We start from the raw sequence: 19,624 nt of genomic DNA, 5'->3' as shown, positions 1-19,624 counted from the left end.
CCCCGCCCCAGGAGCAGTGACAGACGTGAGCACCGACGACCTTCCCCTCGCCTCGACCGGCGGCTGCGGCGACGGCTGCGGCGACGGCTGCGCCTGCGGCGCCGAGGGCGACGAGGAGTACCTGGAGTGCGGGCTGGACCCCGCGCTCGCCGAACTGCTGGCCGCCGCCGGACTCGACCCGGTCGAGGTCGAGGACATCGCCAACGTCGCCATCCAGGAGGACCTGGACGGGGGTGTGGACGTGACGACCGTGTCGACCATCCCCGAGGACGCGGTGGCCACCGCCGACTTCACCGCGCGCGAGGCGGGCGTCGTGGCCGGCCTGCGGGTCGCCGAGGCCGTGCTCTCCGTGGTCTGCACGGACGAGTTCGAGGTCGAGCGGCACGTGGAGGACGGCGACCGGATCGAGGCCGGGCAGAAGCTGCTGTCGGTCACCACGCGCACGCGTGACCTGCTCACCGCCGAGCGCAGCGCGCTGAACATCCTGTGCCGGCTGTCCGGCATCGCGACCGCCACGCGCGCGTGGGCGGACGCGCTGGAGGGCACCAAGGCGCGGGTGCGGGACACCCGCAAGACGACCCCGGGCCTGCGGTCGCTGGAGAAGTTCGCCGTCCGCTGCGGCGGAGGCGTCAACCACCGCATGTCGCTGTCCGACGCGGCCCTGGTGAAGGACAACCACGTGGTCGCCGCCGGCGGTGTCGCGCAGGCCTTCAAGGCGGTACGGGAGGCCTTCCCGGACGTGCCGATCGAGGTCGAGGTCGACACCCTGCACCAGCTGCGCGAGGTCGTGGACGCGGGCGCCGACCTGATCCTGCTGGACAACTTCACGCCCGGCGAGTGCGAGGAGGCCGTCGGCATCGTCGGCGGGCGGGCGCTGCTGGAGGCCTCCGGGCGGCTGACGCTCGCCAACGCGCGCGCGTACGCCGAGACCGGCGTGGACTTCCTGGCCGTCGGCGCGCTGACCCACTCCTCGCCGATCCTGGACATCGGCCTGGACCTGCGCGAGGCGGAGTAACGGCCATGCTCCTCACGATCGACGTCGGCAACACGCACACCGTCCTCGGCCTGTTCGACGGTGAGGACATCGTCGAGCACTGGCGCATCTCCACGGACGCGCGCCGCACGGCGGACGAGCTGGCGGTGCTGCTCCAGGGCCTGATGGGCATGCACCCGCTGCTCGGCGAGGAGCTTGGCGACGGCATCGACGGCATCGCGATCTGCGCGACCGTCCCGTCGGTGCTGCACGAGCTGCGCGAGGTCACCCGGCGGTACTACGGCGACGTGCCCGCCGTCCTGGTCGAGCCGGGCGTGAAGACGGGCGTGCCGATCCTCACCGACAACCCCAAGGAGGTCGGCGCCGACCGGATCATCAACGCTGTCGCGGCCGTCGAGCTGTACGGCGGCCCGGCGATCGTCGTGGACTTCGGTACGGCGACCACGTTCGACGCGGTGTCCGCGCGCGGGGAGTACGTCGGTGGGGTGATCGCGCCCGGCATCGAGATCTCCGTGGAGGCGCTCGGCGTCAAGGGCGCGCAGCTGCGGAAGATCGAGGTGGCCCGGCCGCGCAGCGTGATCGGCAAGAACACGGTCGAGGCCATGCAGGCGGGTATCGTCTACGGGTTCGCCGGGCAGGTCGACGGGGTGGTCAGCCGGATGGCCCGGGAGCTGGCCGACGACCCGGACGACGTGACGGTGATCGCCACGGGCGGTCTGGCGCCGATGGTGCTGGGCGAGTCCTCGGTCATCGACGAACACCAGCCGTGGCTGACCCTGATCGGCCTCCGCCTGGTCTACGAACGCAACGTGTCACGCCTGTGAGGCCCGGCCGGGACCGGCCTGCCGGGAACCTCACCGGCGCCCCGGAAACGCCGCTGGCCCTCGCCGGCTGACTCCAGCGGCTTCCCCGGGACCGCCACCGGCCTGGCCGGGGGCCCAGCGGCCCCGCCAATGTGGCCCCCGCCCGCCGGGGAGCCACCGGTCCCACCTGGCGACACCGCCTTCCGTCCCGTCCGGCGAGCCACCGGCCCCGTCCGGCGAAACCTCCGATCCCGTCCCGCGGCTCCACCGTCCCCGTCGGCGAGCTATTGGCTCCGTCCCGCGGCTCCACCGGCCCCGTCGGCGAGCTACCGGCTCCGTCCCGCGGCTCCACCGGCCCCGTCGGCGAGCTATTGGCTCCGTCCCGCGGCTCCACCGGCCCCGTCGGCGAGCTATTGGCTCCGTCCCGCGGCTCCACCGTCCCCGTCGGCGAGCTGCCGGCTCCGTCCCGCAGCTCCACCGTCCCCGTCGGCGAGCTGCCGGCTCCGTCCCGCGGCTCCACCGGCCCCGCCGGCGAGCTGCCGGCTCCGTCCCGCGACACCTCCGGCCCCGTCAGCGAGCTACCGGCCCCGTCCCGCGACACCTCCGCCCCGTCAGCGAGCCACCGTCCCCCTCCCGTGACACCTCCGCCCCGCCCACGACGACGCCCGCCCCCGTCGTTGGCACCGGATGAGGGAAAGCCGGAGCGACACGCGGGGAAATGGCGTTCGGATTCGTCGGTTTTGTCTGATTAGTCGGTAACGTCGCCGCATGCCCACGCCATACGGATCCCGCGGCGGCATGGCGTTCGGCGTGGAGGAGCTGCGTGTGCTCCGCCGCGCCCTCGCCCTCGCCCTTCACCCCGGCCACGCCTCCGCCGAGGACGTGCAGGACTGTTTCCGGCTCGCCGAGTCGCTCGACGAGGCGATGTGCGAGGGGGCCAGACTGCGCGCCTTCCTGGTGGCCGACCTGGGCCGGTACCGAGCCGCCCTGCCCGGTACCGCCGCCGGCTATCTCACCCTCCTGGAGGAGGCGCTCGGGGCCGGGCACCGGCCGACGCCGGACGACCTCGTCGCACTCCGGGCACTGCGCGGGAACCCCGCGGCGGCGGCGCTGCTGGACCGCTGCCAGGCACTGGCCGAGCAGGACGTACGGGCGCGGTTCGCGCAGGGCGCGCGAAAGGTGCCGGCGCCCGCCGTGCCACCCGCGAGGACGCGCCTGCTGGCCCTCGCGGGCGGCGCGGGGGAGTCCGGGGCCCCGCAGGGCGAAGGGGAGGCCGACGGGCCCGCCACACCCCCGCAGGAGCCCGCGCGGGAGCCCGGGCAGAAGCCGTCGCCCGGCCCCTCGGAACGGCCCACGCCGGAACCGGCCGCTCCGAAGCGGCCCATCCCGACACCCGGAGAGGTCTTCCCGCGCCGCAAGCCGACACCCCCGGCGGAGTCCGCGCCCCACCAGCTGGCGGCGGGTTAGGCGCGCCCCCGCCCCTTTCGGGCGTTCCGGCGTGGCTACTCTGGAGCCATGGACTACGTCTCCGCGCTCGTGCCCCCGGTCGTCATGGCCGTGTTCTTCATCGGTGTGGTCAGGGTGATCGTGAAGACCCAGGGCGGGGCCGCCAAGGCCAAGGAGGACGCCGCCGTGGACGCCGCCCTCGCCCGGGTGGAGGGCACGCCCAAGGCCTCCGCCACCGGCGACGCCTGAGCGGGCCGCGGCACAGCGCACCGGATCACACGGGATCACAGCAGGTCGCAGCAGGTCATAGCAGGTCACCGGCCTTCGGATCGCCCTGCGAGCCCGTCGGCCGACCCCCGGCCGACCATGACCGATCCCTCCCGTCGACCCCCCGGCCGACCCTTCGCGTACGACTCCCCGCGCCCCGGCGCCGCGCGAGTCGTACGCCCTTTTTGTTCCCGTTTGCAACTCTAGCGCACGTTCGGCACGCCATTGCCGGGATCTCCCACTATTGTTCTGAGTTGTGCCTCGCCCATTGGGAGAACTCGAAGACGCGGTCATGACGCGGGTGTGGAAGTGGAACCGCCCGGTGACCGTTCGAGAAGTCCTGGAAGATCTCCAGCAGCAACGCTCCATCGCGTACACCACCGTGATGACGGTTTTGGACAATCTCCATCAGAAGGGCTGGGTGCGTCGCGAGGCCGAAGGACGGGCCTATCGATATGAGGCCGTGTCGACACGAGCCGCCTACGCCGCCGCCCTCATGAACGACGCCTGGTCGCAGAGCGACAACCCGGCCGCCGCTCTCGTCGCCTTCTTCGGCATGATGAGCGAGGAACAGCGCCAGGCGCTCAGGGACGCCGTTCGCATCGTCCAGGGACCGGAAGAAACGCGGGAAGCCCCCGAAGCCCGCCGACAGGAACCCGCCGAACCCCGGCAAGAGGAGAACCCCGGCGCGCAGGAGGACGCCGACGGGCGATAGCGTCCGCTCATGTCAGCAGAGCGCCCCGAAGTCTCCGCAAAAGCCATCACCGTCCGACGGGCCCGGACCAGCGATGTCCCCGCCGTGCGCCGCCTCCTCGACGCCTACGTCCGTGACCGCATCCTGCTCGACAAAGCCACGGTCACGCTTTACGAGGACATCCAGGAGTTCTGGGTCGCGGAACGCGACGACAACGCCGAGGTGGTCGGCTGCGGCGCGCTGCACGTCATGTGGGAGGACCTCGCGGAAGTCCGCACACTGGCGGTGAAGCCCGGCCTCAAGGGCGCCGGCGTCGGTCATCAGTTGCTGGAGAAGTTGCTCCAGACCGCGCGCTGGCTCGGCGTTCGACGCGTTTTCTGCCTGACCTTCGAAGTCGACTTCTTCGGGAAGCACGGCTTCGTGGAGATCGGGGAGACGCCGGTCGACACCGATGTGTACACGGAGCTGTTGCGTTCCTATGACGAGGGCGTCGCGGAGTTCCTCGGTCTCGAACGAGTGAAGCCGAACACCTTGGGCAACAGTCGGATGCTTCTGCATCTGTGATCGTCATTGCCCCGGTGGCCTATGTCCGAAACGCGCATGTTTCCGGACGGGGGCGGTCCACTGAGTCACTCCCGAGGGTTTGTGTTTTTCCGGCAAAAGCGGTTTGCTTTCCGACGTACTGCAGTACTGCATATAACAGGGGCGGCGAAACGGCGGACGCCGCACACCCCTGGCCCTCAACGTTATCGATGAAAGGAAATGCGGTGGCACAGAAGGTTCAGGTCCTTCTTGTCGACGACCTCGACGGCGGCGAGGCGGACGAGACCGTGACGTTCGCGCTGGACGGCAAGACGTACGAGATCGATCTCACGACTGCGAATGCGGACAAGCTGCGCACGCTTCTTGAGCCCTATGTGAAGGGCGGGCGTCGTACCGGCGGCCGTACCTCCGGTGGGCGTGGAAAGGCGCGTGCCGCTTCCGGCGGCAACCAGGACACCGCGGCGATCCGCGCCTGGGCGAAGGAGAACGGTTACGAGGTCAACGACCGCGGCCGGGTTCCCGCCTCCATCCGCGAGGCCTACGAGAAGGCCAACGGCTGATCCCGCCGGTCGGCGGGATGTCCGGCGCACGCGCGCCGAAGCCGGACCCGGTGACACTGCGCTGCCACCGTGTCCACCAGTCGCACGAGATCGGGGGCGCTCCCCTCGCGCCCCACGGGGGGCGACGCCGGCATGACCGGCATGGCGGGCAGCGAGGCCTCGACCTCCCGTCCCGGACCAGGGGGCCGCAACCACACAGCGGCCCCCTGCACGGACGGCTCGCGCCCGGACTCGGCCCGTGCGGCGGCGGTCCCCGCCGGTGGCGGCGGGGCCTCCAGGGTGTCTCCCGCCCCGAGCGCCCGTAGGTCCAGGGTCACCGTGCCCCACTCCAGCCAGGCCAGCAGGCCGGGCAGTTCCTCCGCGCTGCCCGCGGCCACCAGCAGCTCCATCCGGTCGCCCCGCAGGGCCACCGGGGAGCCCGGCGCGAGATGCCGGAGCGCCTTCGCGCCCGCCTCGGCCGGTACGTCCAGCACGTCGAACCGCACCCCCGTACGCAGCCGCAGCGGCCGTCCGGGCACGGTCGGCCACCCCAGATCGTTCTCGTACCAGTGCCGGGCCCGGGCCTCCGGGCCGGCGAGAAGACCGGCGGGCGGACCGGCGGCCGGGGTGCCCGGATCGACGGGCCGGCGGGGAAGGGGGACCGTGGAGGTCATGGGGACCGAGCCAACCATGCCAAGTGAAACTGCCGAACCCCCCTTCGGGTTACGCTGGGTGGCCTGTCGGCTGCGCAGAGTGCCGAAAAGGGGGGCGCTTGGGGGCCCGGGGAGGCGCAAGGTTGTTCGCCCATAGCGGAGGGAACCGGTGCGCGCCGCATGGAGTGTCAGTCCCCGCGGGTAAGACATGCCTAGTGGGAGGGGGCGACACGCAGGAAAAGGCCGTCTCACGTTCGCCATCGGCGTACTGGCGACTGGGGTAACTGCCTGGCCTGCGGGAACATCGTCTCGCACCATCGGGTTGGAGCAGATGTCGGCGTCACGGGTCAGGAGGCCATCGACGGTGTCGGCAGTTGGAATGAGCGGTCCCCGCTTGCGGGACTAAGCTGCGGAAGGACAGGGAGGGGAAGTTCCCCCCACTGCCTGACCGCTCTGAGGAGCGATTAACGATGTTCGAGAGGTTCACCGACCGCGCGCGGCGGGTTGTCGTCCTGGCTCAGGAAGAAGCCCGGATGCTCAACCACAACTACATCGGCACCGAGCACATCCTCCTGGGTCTCATCCACGAGGGCGAAGGTGTCGCCGCTAAGGCCCTGGAGAGCCTCGGCATTTCGCTTGAGGCGGTCCGCCAGCAGGTGGAGGAGATCATCGGTCAGGGCCAGCAGGCCCCGTCCGGGCACATCCCCTTCACCCCCCGTGCCAAGAAGGTCCTGGAGCTGTCGCTCCGCGAGGCCCTTCAGCTGGGCCACAACTACATCGGCACGGAGCACATCCTGCTCGGCCTGATCCGCGAGGGCGAGGGCGTCGCCGCCCAGGTCCTGGTCAAGCTGGGCGCAGACCTCAACCGGGTGCGGCAGCAGGTCATCCAGCTGCTCTCCGGTTACCAGGGCAAGGAGACCGCCACCGCGGGCGGCCCGGCCGAGGGCACGCCCTCGACCTCTCTCGTCCTGGACCAGTTCGGCCGGAACCTCACCCAGGCCGCTCGTGAGTCCAAGCTCGACCCGGTCATCGGGCGCGAGAAGGAGATCGAGCGGGTCATGCAGGTGCTGTCCCGCCGTACGAAGAACAACCCGGTGCTGATCGGTGAGCCCGGCGTCGGCAAGACCGCCGTCGTCGAGGGCCTCGCCCAGGCCATCGTCAAGGGCGAGGTGCCCGAGACGCTCAAGGACAAGCACCTCTACACGCTGGACCTCGGTGCCCTGGTCGCCGGCTCCCGCTACCGCGGTGACTTCGAGGAGCGCCTGAAGAAGGTGCTCAAGGAGATCCGCACCCGCGGCGACATCATCCTGTTCATCGACGAGCTGCACACGCTGGTCGGTGCGGGTGCCGCCGAGGGCGCCATCGACGCGGCTTCGATCCTGAAGCCGATGCTGGCCCGCGGTGAGCTTCAGACCATCGGTGCGACCACCCTGGACGAGTACCGCAAGCACCTGGAGAAGGACGCGGCCCTGGAGCGCCGTTTCCAGCCCATCCAGGTCGCCGAGCCGTCCCTGCCGCACACGATCGAGATCCTCAAGGGCCTGCGCGACCGGTACGAGGCGCACCACCGCGTCTCCATCACGGACGAGGCCCTGGTCCAGGCGGCCACCCTGGCCGACCGGTACATCTCGGACCGCTTCCTGCCGGACAAGGCGATCGACCTGATCGACGAGGCCGGATCGAGGATGCGCATCCGCCGGATGACCGCTCCGCCGGACCTGCGCGAGTTCGACGAGAAGATCGCGGCCGTCCGCCGGGACAAGGAGTCCGCGATCGACTCCCAGGACTTCGAGAAGGCGGCTTCTCTCCGTGACAAGGAGAAGCAGCTGCTCGCCGCGAAGGCCAAGCGGGAGAAGGAGTGGAAGGCCGGCGACATGGACGTCGTCGCCGAGGTCGACGGCGAGCTGATCGCCGAGGTGCTGGCCACGGCCACGGGCATCCCGGTCTTCAAGCTGACCGAGGAGGAGTCCAGCCGCCTGCTCCGCATGGAGGACGAGCTCCACAAGCGGGTCATCGGCCAGGTGGACGCCGTCAAGGCGCTGTCGAAGGCGATCCGCCGTACGCGCGCCGGTCTGAAGGACCCGAAGCGTCCGGGTGGCTCGTTCATCTTCGCCGGCCCGTCCGGTGTCGGTAAGACCGAGCTGTCCAAGGCGCTCGCCGAGTTCCTCTTCGGTGACGAGGACGCGCTGATCTCCCTCGACATGTCGGAGTTCAGCGAGAAGCACACGGTGTCGCGTCTCTTCGGTTCGCCCCCCGGATACGTGGGCTACGAGGAGGGCGGCCAGCTGACGGAGAAGGTGCGCCGCAAGCCGTTCTCGGTCGTCCTCTTCGACGAGGTCGAGAAGGCCCACCCGGACATCTTCAACTCGCTGCTCCAGATCCTGGAGGACGGTCGCCTGACCGACTCCCAGGGCCGGGTCGTGGACTTCAAGAACACGGTCATCATCATGACGACCAACCTCGGCACCCGGGACATCTCCAAGGGCTTCAACCTCGGTTTCGCCGCCGCGGGTGACACGAAGACCAACTACGAGCGCATGAAGAACAAGGTGTCGGACGAGCTGAAGCAGCACTTCCGCCCCGAGTTCCTCAACCGCGTCGACGACGTGGTCGTCTTCCCGCAGCTGACGCAGGAGGACATCCTGCGGATCGTCGACCTGATGGTCGGCAAGGTGGACGAGCGCCTGAAGGACCGGGACATGGGCATCGAGCTGTCCCAGTCCGCGAAGGAGCTGCTGGCCAAGAAGGGTTACGACCCGGTGCTGGGCGCCCGGCCGCTGCGCCGCACGATCCAGCGCGAGATCGAGGACACGCTGTCGGAGAAGATCCTCTTCGGCGAGCTGCGCCCCGGTCACATCGTGGTCGTGGACACCGAGGGCGAGGGCGACGCCGCCACGTTCACCTTCCGGGGTGAGGAGAAGTCGGCGCTGCCGGACGTCCCGCCGATCGAGCAGGCCGCGGGTGGGGCTGGGCCCAACCTGAGCAAGGAGTAAGCGTCAGCCTCCGGCGGTTCAGCCGAATGTGAGGGGCCGGTGCCTTCGGGCACCGGCCCCTTTCGGCTTTCTCGGGGTCACACGAGGGTGACGTCCGCCTCGGGGAAGAAGCGGGCGTAGCGGGAGACGGGGAACCGACTCCCGGCCTGGTGGTGCAGGAACACCGAGCGGAGACCCGGCAGCCGGGCCGCCAGGGCGGAGAGATACTCGTCGCCGCGCATCACGACGACCCGCAGCACCTTGATGCCGGGCATCTCGGGCATGCGTTCGAAACAGCGCGGGAATGCGCGGGCGATGTGCGCGTTCACGTGCAGCTCGGTCAGCTGGGGAAGTTCGGCGACCGCCGCCCAGTCGGTGGCCGTCACTTCCTTGGTCAGATGCCCGAGGCTGAGCTTCCGCAGGCCGCTCCAGTGCTGGAGCCCGCGCAGCCCCGTGTTGTCGGTGCTGCCCCGTCCCAGGGTCAGTGCTTCGAGGGGCGCGTCGACCGGCAGGGCATGCGTGAGGTCGGTGCCCGGCAGTTCCTGGGAGACCGAGAGACGCTTCAGCGACCCCAGGGACCGAAGCCCGGCCAAGGTCCCGACACGGGCGAGGAGGAGATTGACGAGCGGGAGCGTGGACAGGCGGTCCAGGCCCTCCGTGGCCGGGCAGTCCGCCAGGTTCAGCTCGTTGAGCGAGCGGTAGGGCGACAGTGAGCCGAGGTCGGTCAGGCGAGGGTTGTCCCGCAGTTCCAGCGCCAGCACCGACGCGGGTTCCGGTACGGCGGCCAGGATGTCCTCGACCCGGAGCGGGCCGTGGAAGGAATGGCCGTACCAGGGCCGCATCCCCGCCAGGGTCAGGCGCTGCGCGGGTGAGGTGCAGGTCAGGAGGAGGCCCGTGCGGTCGAGGTGGTTCAGGACCTCGGCCGCGTATTCCTCGGTGTCGAAGCGGTGCCAGGTCCCCACGAGCTGACGACGTACCTCCAGGTCCTTGTGTTCCCGGAACCGCCGCAGCACCGCCAGGGCGCCCTCCGGCTCCTCCTCCCCGAGGAGCGACGCGGTGACGGTCACACCCCGCGCCTCCTCGTCCGTCAGCCCGTACGGACCCGGCAGCAGCTCCAGCACCAGCGGGCCCGCCTCCGCCAGGGCTCGCGCGCCTCCGTCGTGCGCGGCGGAATCAAAGCGGCGGCCCGCGCCTCCACCTCCGCCCGGACCCCCGGCTCCAGAGCCGCCGTGTGTTCCAGGCAGGCCAGGGCCAGCAACGTCAGGCGGGGTGACTCCCGGGCCAGCAACTGGCGCAGCACGGCGGCCCGCTCGCGTGGGCGGGCGTGGGCCACCGCCATGCGGATGACGTCCTCCCACTGGGTGTCGTCGGCGTGGCTGACCAGGACGTCCAGGTGGCCCTCCGCCACGGCGTGACGCGCGCCCAGGTAGTCCTGGAAGGTGCGGTGGACGAAGTCCACGACGCCCTCGGCCGGCCGGCGCAGCAGGCCGCTGCGCAACAGCAGGGCGCGCAACACCGCCGCCGCGTCCCCCTGCCCTGCCGCCGGCGCGACCGCAGGCAGGCACCGCTCCACGATGCCCTCGGCCGTCTCCGCGTCCATCTCCGTGCGGCCGCTCAGGACCAGGGCGTAGGCCAGCCGCTGGAGCAGTTCCAGCTGTGCTTCCTCACCCGGCTCCACCCCCATCCCGCGCTCCCGGTCCCGCCGGGTGAGCAGCATCGACAGGGCGGCGTCGTACAACTCCTTGCGCCCGGTGGGGAGGTAGCCCCGGCGTTCCCGGTGCAGAGCGCAGATCAGGCCGCACATCAGGGGGTTGGTGGCCAGGCGGGCCAAGTCGCGTTTGGTGTGGAGGGAGTCCAGGAGCGGTCCCTCGTACTCCGGTGCCCGCGCCGCCTCGTGCCAGCGGTGGACGAACGTCGCCACCTCCGTGCGGCGCATCGGGGCCAGGGTCAGTTCCCGGAAGCCCTCCTGGGCCAGCCAGTCGGGGCGTACGGCGGTGGGGCGGGAGGTCAGCAGCCAGTGGTTGCCGGGGTAGGCCGTGAGCAGGGAGCGCAACCAGTCGCGGGTGCGGTGGCGGTCGGCGGCCGCGATCTCGTCCAGGCCGTCCACCAGGACCAGGCCGCGCCCCGCGGTCAGGACACGGTCGGCCCAGCCCTCCGGCGGGGTCAGCGGGCAGCTCACCGCCTTCAGGAAGTCGGCGGGAGGCGGCAGCGGGCCCGTGCGGATCAGGGTGCGCAGCGGGAGGACGTACGGGACGCGGTCGGCGTCGCGGGCGGCGGTGACCGCCAGCCACTGCACCAGCGTGGTCTTGCCGGAGCCGGCGTCGCCGCGCAGCAGCACGCGGGAGTCGGTGAGCAGGGCCTCCTCGGCGGGCAGCCGGCCCGGCGCGGTGGGCGGGCGTTCGCCGGGGGCCGGGTCCGGGGCGGAGTCCCCGGCCGCGGTCGCCTCCAGGCTGAGATAGGCGACTTCGAGGGGCCAGCGGTCGGGGGAGTCGCGCAGGTCGATGCCGTAGATGGTGATGTGGTTGTGGCAGTCGGCGACGTAGGGCAGGTAGCGGCGTTCGAAGGCGAGGTCGCGCGCGCCGGGGCGGGGAGTGCGGGCGATCAGCTCGTCGATCCGGGCGATCAGTTCCCGCTGCGTCCGGGTCTGCTCCACCAGGGTCCGGGCCACGAACGTGGAGCGGCGGGTGAAGAACTCCAGGATGTGCAGGCAGGCCCACTGGGTCGCCGAGTCCAGGAAGGCGCGGGCGTCGGCGGACAGGCCGTCCGGGGGCGGGGCGTGGCGGCGCAGGTGCCGGGCGAGATCGTGGCTGCCCAGCCGTACGGCCTGTACGTCGTCCATGTCCAGGTCGCCGAGGGCGAGGAGCGTGCGGGTGAGGGTGTCGGTGACGGCCGTCTCCTCGTCGGGCGGGAACGGCCGCTCGCCCGGGGACTCCATGGCCTGCGTCACCAGCCGGCCGGCGAGCCGGCGCACCTCCTTCTCGCCCAGCGTCCGCCGCTCGCCCCGGAACGACACCAGCGCGGACAGTCGTACCGGCCGGTCGGCCAGTCCCGCGCCCGGCCCGTCCTGGACGAACAGCTTCTTCACCAGTGGGCCGAGCAGGCCGGACGCCAGCTTGCTGCCCAGTACGGCCGGCTCCATCCGCCACCCCCGTGCGCGTACGACGTACGGATGGAGCCTAGCCAGAGCGGTCGGTCGGCGTTACGACAACTGTCCGTTGTAGTCCGGGAGTTTGAAGGTCTTCTCGGCGTGGCCGCCGGACAGGTCCGTGGCGCTGTTGCCGATGTTCGCGATGATCGTGTAGCCGTCGTTCTCGATGCCGGCGCGCTGGGCGGTCTTGTAGGCGGCGACGTCCTTGAAGAGGTCGGCCAGGCCGCGGACGTGGAGGCCGGAGACGTCGTAGCCGTCGTGTTCGAGGTTGTACTCGGTGGGCCAGTACAGGACGCCGGGGCGGGCGGTGACGAAGAAGAGGGAGACGCCGTGCTCCTGGGCGTAGCGGGCGACGTCGAGGACGGGCCGGTTGGCCGGCTGGGGGTAGCTGAAGCCGAAGTCGGTCTCCAGCGTGGTGTTGTCGATGTCGAAGACGATCGCCTGCTTCTCGCCGGGCCTGGCGGCGGCGATGCGGTCCTTCAGGTACGGGAGGGCCTGGTCCATGACGGCCTGGCAGTCCTTCTGCCAGGTGGCGTAGTCGACCTCGGCGGAGGAGGTGCTCGTGGTCGCGGCCTCGGCCGGGGCTGCCGTCGCGGCCGGAGCGGCCAGTGCGGCCAGGGCGGTCACGGAGACGGCGGTCACGGAGATGCGGCGTGCCCAGGGGCGTCTGGTCATCGGTGGGGGTCCTCTCGCGTCTCTGAATGTCAGGGGCATGATCTGAGGCGAGGGTGGCGCGAGGGGAACCGTAGGGTTACTGGAGGGTAGGCGCCTAGAGGCCTGCGTCACATTTCTGCAATCGCGGACAGGGGGTGCCGGTGATATGGGGCACAGGCGAAATGTCCGGTACTAGCCTGGATAGTGGGATGTGCCGGATAGGCAAAAGGGGAGAAAAAGGGACCTTTCCCCGGGAACTCCGAGTAGGAACTGCGCCGTCAGGGCAGTGGGAGCCCAGGGAGCGGCTGTCAAGAAAGCGGTGGTTTTACCGGCCACTACTACCCGATGTCGTAGATAGGGCGTTTTGGGCTTGATGGGGTGCTCGGTTACCAAGGGATGGCCGCTTCGGTGAAACGTCTCCAAGGACGTCTGTGCGCCGAGTGGCAGAAGAGTCCCCGAGTTCACGAGGTCCAGATGTTCCAGCGCTTCACGTCCCGTTCTTCCCGTACGTCCTCTCTCCGTGCCCGTGTGACCGTCCTGGCTGCCGGACTCGGCGCCACGGCCGTGCTGGGTACCGGGGTCGCGAGCGCCGCCACCGCGACCTCCTGGGTCGACCCGGTGAAGAAGTACACGCTCTCCGCGGGCTTCGCGCAGGCCGGCAACCACTGGGCGCACAAGCACAGCGGCCAGGACTTCGCCGTGCCGACCGGCACCGAGGTCGTCGCCGCGCACGGCGGCACCGTCGTCAAGGCCGGCCCCAACGGCGCCGGTGACGGCCCGGCGTACGGCAACGCCGTCGTCATCAAGCACGGCAACGGCACCTACTCGCAGTACGCGCACCTGTCCCGGGTCGACGTCAGGATCGGCCAGGTCGTCCGGACCGGCCAGCACATCGCCCTGTCCGGCTCCACCGGCAACTCCACCGGTCCGCACCTGCACTTCGAGATCCGTACGACCCCGAACTACGGCTCCGGCATCGACCCGGTGTCGTTCCTGCGCGCCCAGGGCGTGCGGGTCTGACCTAGTCCTTCTCGCGGGCGTGCTCGTGCGCCTGCGTGATGAGGTCCAAGGCGACTTCGAGAACGGCCTCGCGCTTCTTCTCGGAGTCGCCTTCGAGGTCCTGCATCACGAACATCCCGGCGTGCAGCGTGAACATCGCGCTGACCGAGCGGACCTGGTCGACCAGCTCCGCCTCCGGGTCGATGAGGATGTCCCGCAGTCCGCGCATCCGGTCCTTGAACGTGTCGCCGATGCGCAGTTCCCGTACCGTCGCCTGGTTCTCCTGCATGAAGCGGAACAGCGGTTCCGCGCCGGCCAGCGCCTCGCTGTAGCGGCGGACGATCTCCTGCTTGGTCTCCAGGGTGTGCGGCTGCTGTCCGCCCCACTCGATCAGGTCCTCGATCGGCTGCGTCAGATCCGCGAAGAGACTGACGATGATCTCTTCCTTGGTCTTGAAGTGGTAGTACAGGGCCGCCTTCGTGACGTCGAGACGCTCGGCGATCTCCCGCAGGGAGGTCTTCTCGTAACCCTGCTCCGCGAAGAGTCCGAGCGCCACGTCCTGGATGCGCTGGCGGGTGTTGCCGCGGCGCTGCTGCTTGGTGCCGTCCATGGTGAGGCCCATCCTCGTACTCCTCGCGCTCCCGCGGAAACTTACTTGACGCCCGGCTAGTAGCGGGTCTACCTTCCGCAGTGTAGTAACTAGCCGGGCGGCAAGTAAGTACTGCCGCAGGGGGAATGGGAAGACGATGGCGGACACGGTCGAAAGTGTCATAGCAGGGGGCGAACAGCCCCAAAGTGCGGCCGAGGGCAAACAGCCCAGGAGTGTGCGGGTGGTGCTGCTCGCACTCATGATCGCGATGATGCTCGCGATGCTGGACAACATGATCGTCGGTACGGCGATGCCGACGATCGTCGGCGAACTGGGCGGCCTGGAACACCTCTCCTGGGTCGTGACCGGTTACACCCTGGCCACCGCGGCCTCCACCCCGGTGTGGGGCAAGATCGGTGACATGTTCGGGCGCAAGGGCGCCTTCCTCAGCTCGATCGTGATCTTCCTGATCGGCTCGGCGCTGAGCGGCATGGCCCAGGACATGGGCCAGCTGATCGCTTTCCGGGCCGTGCAGGGCCTGGGCGCCGGCGGTCTGATGGTCGGCGTCATGGCGATCATCGGCGATCTGATCCCGCCGCGGGAGCGGGGCAAGTACCAGGGCATGATGGCCGGCGTCATGGCGCTGGCGATGATCGGCGGTCCGCTGGTCGGCGGCACCATCACCGACAACTGGGGCTGGCGCTGGGCCTTCTACATCAACCTGCCGCTCGGCGCGGTCGCCCTCGCGCTGGTCACCGCCGTGCTGCACCTGCCGAGGAAGCGGGCCAAGGCGGGCATCGACTACCTCGGCGTGCTGCTGCTGACCGTCGGCATCACCTCCATCGTGCTGGTGACCACCTGGGGCGGCACCGAGTACGCCTGGACCTCCGCGCGGATCATGGAGCTGACCGGCATCGGCGTGGCCGCGCTGGTCGGGTTCGTGTTCTGGCAGACCAAGGCCACCGAGCCGGTCCTGCCGCTGCACATCTTCAAGAGCCGCAACTTCACCCTGATGTCGGTGATCGGCTTCATCACCGGCTTCGTGATGTTCGGCGCCACCCTGTTCCTGCCGCTGTACCAGCAGGCCGTCCAGGGCGCCTCCGCCACCAACTCCGGTCTGCTGCTCCTGCCGATGCTCGGCGCGATGCTCGTGACCTCGATGGTCGCCGGGCGCGTCACCACGAACACCGGCCGGTACAAGGTGTTCCCGATCGTCGGCGGCGTCCTGATGACCGTCGGCCTGTACCTGCTGTCCCTGATGGACACCGAGACGACCCGTCTGACCTCCGGTGTCTACATGGCCGTGGTCGGCGCGGGCATGGGCTGCCTGATGCAGATCACCATGCTGGTCGCGCAGAACAGCGTGCAGATGAAGGACATGGGCGTGGCGTCCTCCTCGGCCACCCTGTTCCGTACGCTCGGCTCCTCCTTCGGCGTGGCCATCATGGGCGCCCTGTTCAACCACCGGGTCCAGGACGTCATGGCCGAGCGGGCCGGCGCGCTGGGCAAGAACATCACCGAGAGGTCGGCGCAGCTGGACGCGAAGAGCCTGGAGAAGCTCCCGGCGGTGGCACGCGAGGCCTACCAGCACGCGGTGTCCTCGGGTACGCACTCCGCGTTCCTGCTCGGCGCCGTGATCTCGGTGCTGGTGCTGATCGCTGCGCTGTTCGTCAAGGAAGTGCCGCTGAAGGGCGGGCCGAAGGCCGCCACGGAGGGTGCCGACGCGCCGCCGGTGGCTGTGGTCGAGGCCGTCTGAGGCACGACTGAGCCTGCCCCGGCCGAAGGCCCCGGTGCGTGTCCGCCACGCCGGGGCCTTCGGCCGTTCTTCGCATCGGCTCCGCTGTCAGACCCCCGTGTCACCATCGGCCCATGGACAGAATCCGCCGCCTGCGTCTGGCCAAGGACGCCATGGACCGGGACTGGGCCGACCCGGGCCTCGACCTGGACGTGGTGGCGGCGCACGCCGGGTACTCGCGGTATCACTTCCTGCGCGCCTTCAAGGAGGCGTACGGCGAGACGCCCGGTCAGTACCTGACCCACCGGCGGATCGAGCGCGCCGAGGAGATGCTGCGCACCGCCAATCTCACGGTGACCGAGATCTGCACCCTGATCGGCTTCAGCAGCCTCGGCACCTTCTCCGCCCGTTTCAAGGCCCGCACCGGCCTCACCCCCAGCGCGTACCGGGCGAAGCACGTCGGCCGGGGCGCCGCGCTCATACCCGGCTGCTACGCGATGCTCTGGGCCGGCGGTTTCAAAACCGCAACATCGAAGAAGCGCCCCACGCCCGGCCCTGCCTACGGTGACGAGCAGGAACCACCGCCTCGCGACAGGAGAGCGCAGCCATGATCAAAGGCCTGGCCATCAGCACCGTATGGACCACCGACCAGCAGCGGACGAAGGCCTTCTTCACCGAGAAGCTGGGCTTCGAGGTGCGCACCGACCTCGCCCTGGGCGACATGCGCTGGATCACCGTCGGCGCCAAGGACCAGCCCGACCTGGAGCTGGCGCTGATGAGCCTGGACGGCCCGGGCCTCGACCCCGAGTCCGCCGAGGCGCTGAAGAAGCTGGTCGCCAAGGGAGTGCTGGGCGCCGGGGCGTTCCACACGGACGACTGCCGGGGCGACTACGCGACCTTCAAGGCACGCGGAGTGGAGTTCATCCAGGAGCCGAAGGAGCGGCCGTACGGCATCGAGGCCATCTTCCGCGACGACAACGGCAACTGGTACTCGCTGACCGAGCGCAGCGAGGAGCTGGACTTCTCCAAGGACTTCGGGTGACCGCGGAACCGGCCGTGCTGCCGGATCACACGGCGGTGCGGGTCGCCCTGTGGCGGGCGCTGCACGTCCAGGCCGATCCGCCGCCGCACGTCATCGAGGACGAGACCGGGCTGCGGCTGGCCGACCCCGGCGACGACTGGCGGTCCCGCCCGGACATGGACGAGCGGGACACCCGGCCCGTGCGGGCGTCCATCGCGGCCCGCGCCCGGTTCGTCGAGGACCTCGTCGTGGAGCAGGCCGCGCGGGGCGTCGACCAGTACGTCGTGCTCGGCGCCGGGCTGGACACGTTCGCGCAGCGCCGGCCGGAGATCGCCGCGCGGCTGCGGATGTTCGAGGCGGACCGGCCCGGGCCGCAGGAGTGGAAGCGGCGCCGGCTCGCCGCGCTCGGGTACGGCGTGCCCGACTGGCTGCGGCTGGTGCCGGTCGACTTCGAGGGGGACTGGTGGGGGCGGCTGCTCGCGGCCGGTCTCGACCCGGGCCGCCCGGCGGTCGTGGCCTGCACCGGCGTGACCATGTACCTCACCCGGGACGCCATCACCGCGAGCTTCCGGCAGGTCGCGACGCTCGCTCCGGGCTCCACGCTCGCCACCACGTTCCTGCGGCCGGCCGAGGACGTCGAGCCCGGGCTGCGGCCCTTCCACGAGGCGGCGGAGAGGGGTGCGCGCGCGTCCGGCACGCCGTTCCTCAGCTACTTCACGCCCCCGCGGATGGTGGCCCTGATCCGCGAGGCCGGCTTCCGCGACGCCCGCCACGTACCGGCGGAGGAACTCACCCGCCGCTACTTCGCCGGCCGACCGGACGGGCTGCGCCCGTCGAGAGCGGAGGAACTGGTGGTGGCCACGACCTGAGCAGCACCGAGCCGTGGCGGCAGGGGTGCCGGACGGCCGGTCCTCAGCGCGCGGTCTCCGCCCTGATGAGCGGCGCGTCCCGCGAGAGCTCCCGGAAACCGACACCGTGGAACAGCCCGCGCGCCTGGGGATGGCCCGGAGCGCCGAGGCCGGGTCGTCGACCGCCCGGCCGGCAGCTGAGCGTCGCCTCGCTGTTCACCAGGTCCGGGCGGGTGGCGGTGACACGCTGCGCCAGACCCTGCCTGAGCTGCACATCGGCGGCCGTCACACGCTCGGAGTCCGCCAGGGTGCGCCACTGTGGCAGGACTCCGCCGAGGCTGCGAACCGTTTTCCGGGCTACGGGACTAGGCGCCGCCGGACACGGGCAGCACCGGGTAGCTGCCCGTGTTGGTCGGGGCGTGCTCCGGCAGCCACAGGACGGCCACCGCACCCTCGGCGGGAACGCCGGCGGGCGCCCCGGCGGGCCGTACGTTGCGGAACGTCAGCCGGGCGCCCAGCACCCGCGCCTGACCGGCCGCGATGGTCAGACCCAGGCCGTGGCCCTGCCCGGCGCGGTCCTTGCTGCCGGTGCGGAACCGGCTCGGGCCCTCGGCGAGCAGCTCCTCCGGGAAGCCGGGGCCGTGGTCGCGGACCCGGATGACCCGCCCCTCCACGGTGACCTCGATCGGCGGCCTGCCGTGCCGGGCGGCGTTGGCGAGCAGGTTGAACAGCACCCGCTCCAGCCGCCGCGGGTCGGTGGTGACCTCCGACTCGTGCACCACCCGCACGGTGATGTCCGGATCCTTGGCCGCCACCCGGCGCGCGACGAACTCGCCGAGCATGATGTCCTGCAACTCCGCCCGCTCCGAGGCCCCGTCCAGCCGGGCCACCTCCAGGACGTCCTCGACCAGGGTGCGCATCGCCTTGGCCCGGTCCAGGACCAGCTCCGTGGGCCGGCCGGGCGGCAGCAGCTCGGCGGCCGTCAGCAGGCCCGTCACCGGGGTGCGCAGCTCGTGCGCGATGTCGGCGGTGACCCGCCGCTCGGCCTCCAGGCGCTGCCGCAGGGCGTCCGCCATGGCGTCCACCGCGCGCGCGAGTTCGTCGGTCTCGTCCCGTACGACCCCGCCGATGGCCTCCTGCACCCGGACGTCGGTCTCGCCGGCCGCGGCCTGGTTCGCGGCGGCCGCCGCCTTGCGCAGCCGGCGGGACAGCTGCCCGCCGATCAGCACCCCCAGCGCGCTGCCGCCGAGCACGACCGCGACCGAGCCGATGACCAGGGCCTGGTCCAGGTCCTGCAACATGTCGGTGCTGCGGTCCGGGAGATGGCTGTGCAGGGACAGCACATGCCCGTCCTTCACGGGTACGGCCGCCCAGATGTCCGCCACCCCGGCGTGCTCGGAGACATCGCTCGCCCGCCGGCCCCGCTCCACCTTCTCGCGCAGCGCGGCAGGCAGTTCCGGGTCGTCGACCTTGACGTAGGGGAAGACGGGCCCCCGGTTCAGCTCGTAGTTGCGCTGCGCCATCAGGACCCGGTCGTTGGCCAGCTCGCGCGCGTTGTCCAGCATCGAGACGCGGGCCGCGTTGTGCACGACCAGGCTCAGTACGATCGCCACCAGGCCGGCCACCAGCGCGATGGCCGCGCTGACCTTCCATCTGAGCCCGGTGCGCAGGCCCGCGCGCTCCATGCGCCGGACCGGATGCCGCAGAATCCCCCGCATA

The 19,624-nt window shown here is 70.8% G+C and carries 18 protein-coding genes and 1 pseudogene; 13 read left to right on the top strand and 6 right to left on the bottom strand.

Translation table 11 applies throughout. From position 1 onward, the window contains the following. The first annotated feature begins 25 nt into the window (after positions 1–25). The 7 genes from nadC (at position 26) to ACZ4WH_RS33530 (ending at position 5,307) form a co-directional block, all read left to right on the top strand. Positions 26–1,015 (top strand): carboxylating nicotinate-nucleotide diphosphorylase, encoded by a 990-nt coding sequence (gene nadC / locus ACZ4WH_RS33560; protein WP_468187946.1) that lies wholly within the window; start codon positions 26–28, stop codon positions 1,013–1,015. Between the two features lie 5 nt (positions 1,016–1,020). Next, the gene (locus tag ACZ4WH_RS33555; protein WP_030651508.1) at positions 1,021–1,818 is read left to right on the top strand and encodes a type III pantothenate kinase; all 798 of its coding nucleotides are present in this window, start codon (positions 1,021–1,023) and stop codon (positions 1,816–1,818) included. Between the two features lie 777 nt (positions 1,819–2,595). Continuing rightward, positions 2,596–3,264 (top strand): hypothetical protein, encoded by a 669-nt coding sequence (locus ACZ4WH_RS33550; RefSeq protein WP_468187978.1) that lies wholly within the window; start codon positions 2,596–2,598, stop codon positions 3,262–3,264. Between the two features lie 48 nt (positions 3,265–3,312). Next, the gene (locus tag ACZ4WH_RS33545) at positions 3,313–3,492 is read left to right on the top strand and encodes a hypothetical protein (RefSeq protein ID WP_468187944.1); all 180 of its coding nucleotides are present in this window, start codon (positions 3,313–3,315) and stop codon (positions 3,490–3,492) included. A gap of 310 nt (positions 3,493–3,802) precedes the next feature. After that, a complete protein-coding gene (locus ACZ4WH_RS33540; protein WP_468187942.1) occupies positions 3,803–4,225 on the top strand; it encodes a BlaI/MecI/CopY family transcriptional regulator in 423 nt (140 codons plus the stop codon). A 9-nt stretch (positions 4,226–4,234) separates the two neighbouring features. Then, complete coding sequence (locus ACZ4WH_RS33535) at positions 4,235–4,768, top strand: amino-acid N-acetyltransferase (protein ID WP_468187940.1); 534 nt, start codon at positions 4,235–4,237, stop codon at positions 4,766–4,768. Positions 4,769–4,971: 203 nt separating this feature from the next. Beyond that, a complete protein-coding gene (locus tag ACZ4WH_RS33530; RefSeq protein WP_468187938.1) occupies positions 4,972–5,307 on the top strand; it encodes a histone-like nucleoid-structuring protein Lsr2 in 336 nt (111 codons plus the stop codon). On the opposite strand, the gene ACZ4WH_RS33525 is transcribed toward ACZ4WH_RS33530, so the two are convergent. After that, on the bottom strand, positions 5,286–5,960 hold the full coding sequence (locus ACZ4WH_RS33525) for an SCO3374 family protein (RefSeq protein ID WP_468187936.1): 675 nt from the start codon (positions 5,958–5,960) through the stop codon (positions 5,286–5,288). The genes ACZ4WH_RS33530 and ACZ4WH_RS33525 overlap by 22 nt on opposite strands. A 449-nt stretch (positions 5,961–6,409) precedes the next feature. Here ACZ4WH_RS33525 and ACZ4WH_RS33520 point away from each other — a divergent pair, with 449 nt between their 5' ends. After that, a complete protein-coding gene (locus ACZ4WH_RS33520; protein WP_468187935.1) occupies positions 6,410–8,932 on the top strand; it encodes an ATP-dependent Clp protease ATP-binding subunit in 2,523 nt (840 codons plus the stop codon). A gap of 77 nt (positions 8,933–9,009) precedes the next feature. Here the strand turns inward: ACZ4WH_RS33520 and ACZ4WH_RS33515 are convergent. Both ACZ4WH_RS33515 and ACZ4WH_RS33510 read right to left on the bottom strand, forming a co-directional pair. Continuing rightward, positions 9,010–12,050, bottom strand: a pseudogene (locus ACZ4WH_RS33515) (NACHT domain-containing protein). 60 nt (positions 12,051–12,110) lie between these two features. Next, positions 12,111–12,734: an HAD family acid phosphatase gene (locus tag ACZ4WH_RS33510; protein WP_468187933.1), complete on the bottom strand. Its 624-nt coding sequence runs from the start codon at positions 12,732–12,734 to the stop codon at positions 12,111–12,113. Between the two features lie 453 nt (positions 12,735–13,187). On the opposite strand from ACZ4WH_RS33510, the gene ACZ4WH_RS33505 reads away from it, so the two are divergent. Beyond that, the gene (locus tag ACZ4WH_RS33505) at positions 13,188–13,733 is read left to right on the top strand and encodes a M23 family metallopeptidase (RefSeq protein ID WP_468187931.1); all 546 of its coding nucleotides are present in this window, start codon (positions 13,188–13,190) and stop codon (positions 13,731–13,733) included. A gap of 1 nt (position 13,734) precedes the next feature. Here ACZ4WH_RS33505 and ACZ4WH_RS33500 read toward each other — a convergent pair whose 3' ends face one another. Beyond that, positions 13,735–14,334 carry a TetR/AcrR family transcriptional regulator gene (locus ACZ4WH_RS33500; RefSeq protein ID WP_468187929.1) on the bottom strand — a complete coding sequence of 200 codons (600 nt, stop codon included), beginning with the start codon at positions 14,332–14,334 and terminating at the stop codon, positions 13,735–13,737. Positions 14,335–14,458: 124 nt separating this feature from the next. Between ACZ4WH_RS33500 and ACZ4WH_RS33495 the strand changes: the two genes are divergently transcribed. The 4 genes from ACZ4WH_RS33495 to ACZ4WH_RS33480 all read left to right on the top strand — a co-directional run bounded on the left by ACZ4WH_RS33495 (position 14,459) and on the right by ACZ4WH_RS33480 (position 17,926). Continuing rightward, positions 14,459–16,057: an MDR family MFS transporter gene (locus tag ACZ4WH_RS33495; RefSeq protein ID WP_468187927.1), complete on the top strand. Its 1,599-nt coding sequence runs from the start codon at positions 14,459–14,461 to the stop codon at positions 16,055–16,057. Between the two features lie 113 nt (positions 16,058–16,170). Further along, positions 16,171–16,647 (top strand): helix-turn-helix transcriptional regulator, encoded by a 477-nt coding sequence (locus tag ACZ4WH_RS33490; RefSeq protein WP_468187925.1) that lies wholly within the window; start codon positions 16,171–16,173, stop codon positions 16,645–16,647. Then, positions 16,644–17,078, top strand: a complete 435-nt coding sequence (locus ACZ4WH_RS33485) for a VOC family protein (protein ID WP_468187923.1) — start codon at positions 16,644–16,646, stop codon at positions 17,076–17,078. Before ACZ4WH_RS33490 ends, ACZ4WH_RS33485 begins: the two co-directional genes overlap by 4 nt. Further along, the gene (locus ACZ4WH_RS33480) at positions 17,075–17,926 is read left to right on the top strand and encodes a class I SAM-dependent methyltransferase (RefSeq protein ID WP_468187921.1); all 852 of its coding nucleotides are present in this window, start codon (positions 17,075–17,077) and stop codon (positions 17,924–17,926) included. Before ACZ4WH_RS33485 ends, ACZ4WH_RS33480 begins: the two co-directional genes overlap by 4 nt. Before the next feature lie 43 nt (positions 17,927–17,969). On the opposite strand, the gene ACZ4WH_RS33475 is transcribed toward ACZ4WH_RS33480, so the two are convergent. Together ACZ4WH_RS33475 and cseC are read right to left on the bottom strand one after the other, a co-directional pair. Continuing rightward, on the bottom strand, positions 17,970–18,194 hold the full coding sequence (locus ACZ4WH_RS33475; RefSeq protein ID WP_468187919.1) for a hypothetical protein: 225 nt from the start codon (positions 18,192–18,194) through the stop codon (positions 17,970–17,972). A gap of 76 nt (positions 18,195–18,270) precedes the next feature. Beyond that, positions 18,271–19,623: a two-component system sensor histidine kinase CseC gene (gene cseC / locus ACZ4WH_RS33470; RefSeq protein WP_468187917.1), complete on the bottom strand. Its 1,353-nt coding sequence runs from the start codon at positions 19,621–19,623 to the stop codon at positions 18,271–18,273. Position 19,624: the final 1 nt, after the last annotated feature.

The organism is Streptomyces sp. NPDC029138, assembly GCF_055564375.1.
This window is presented reverse-complemented; position numbering and strand designations above follow the sequence as displayed.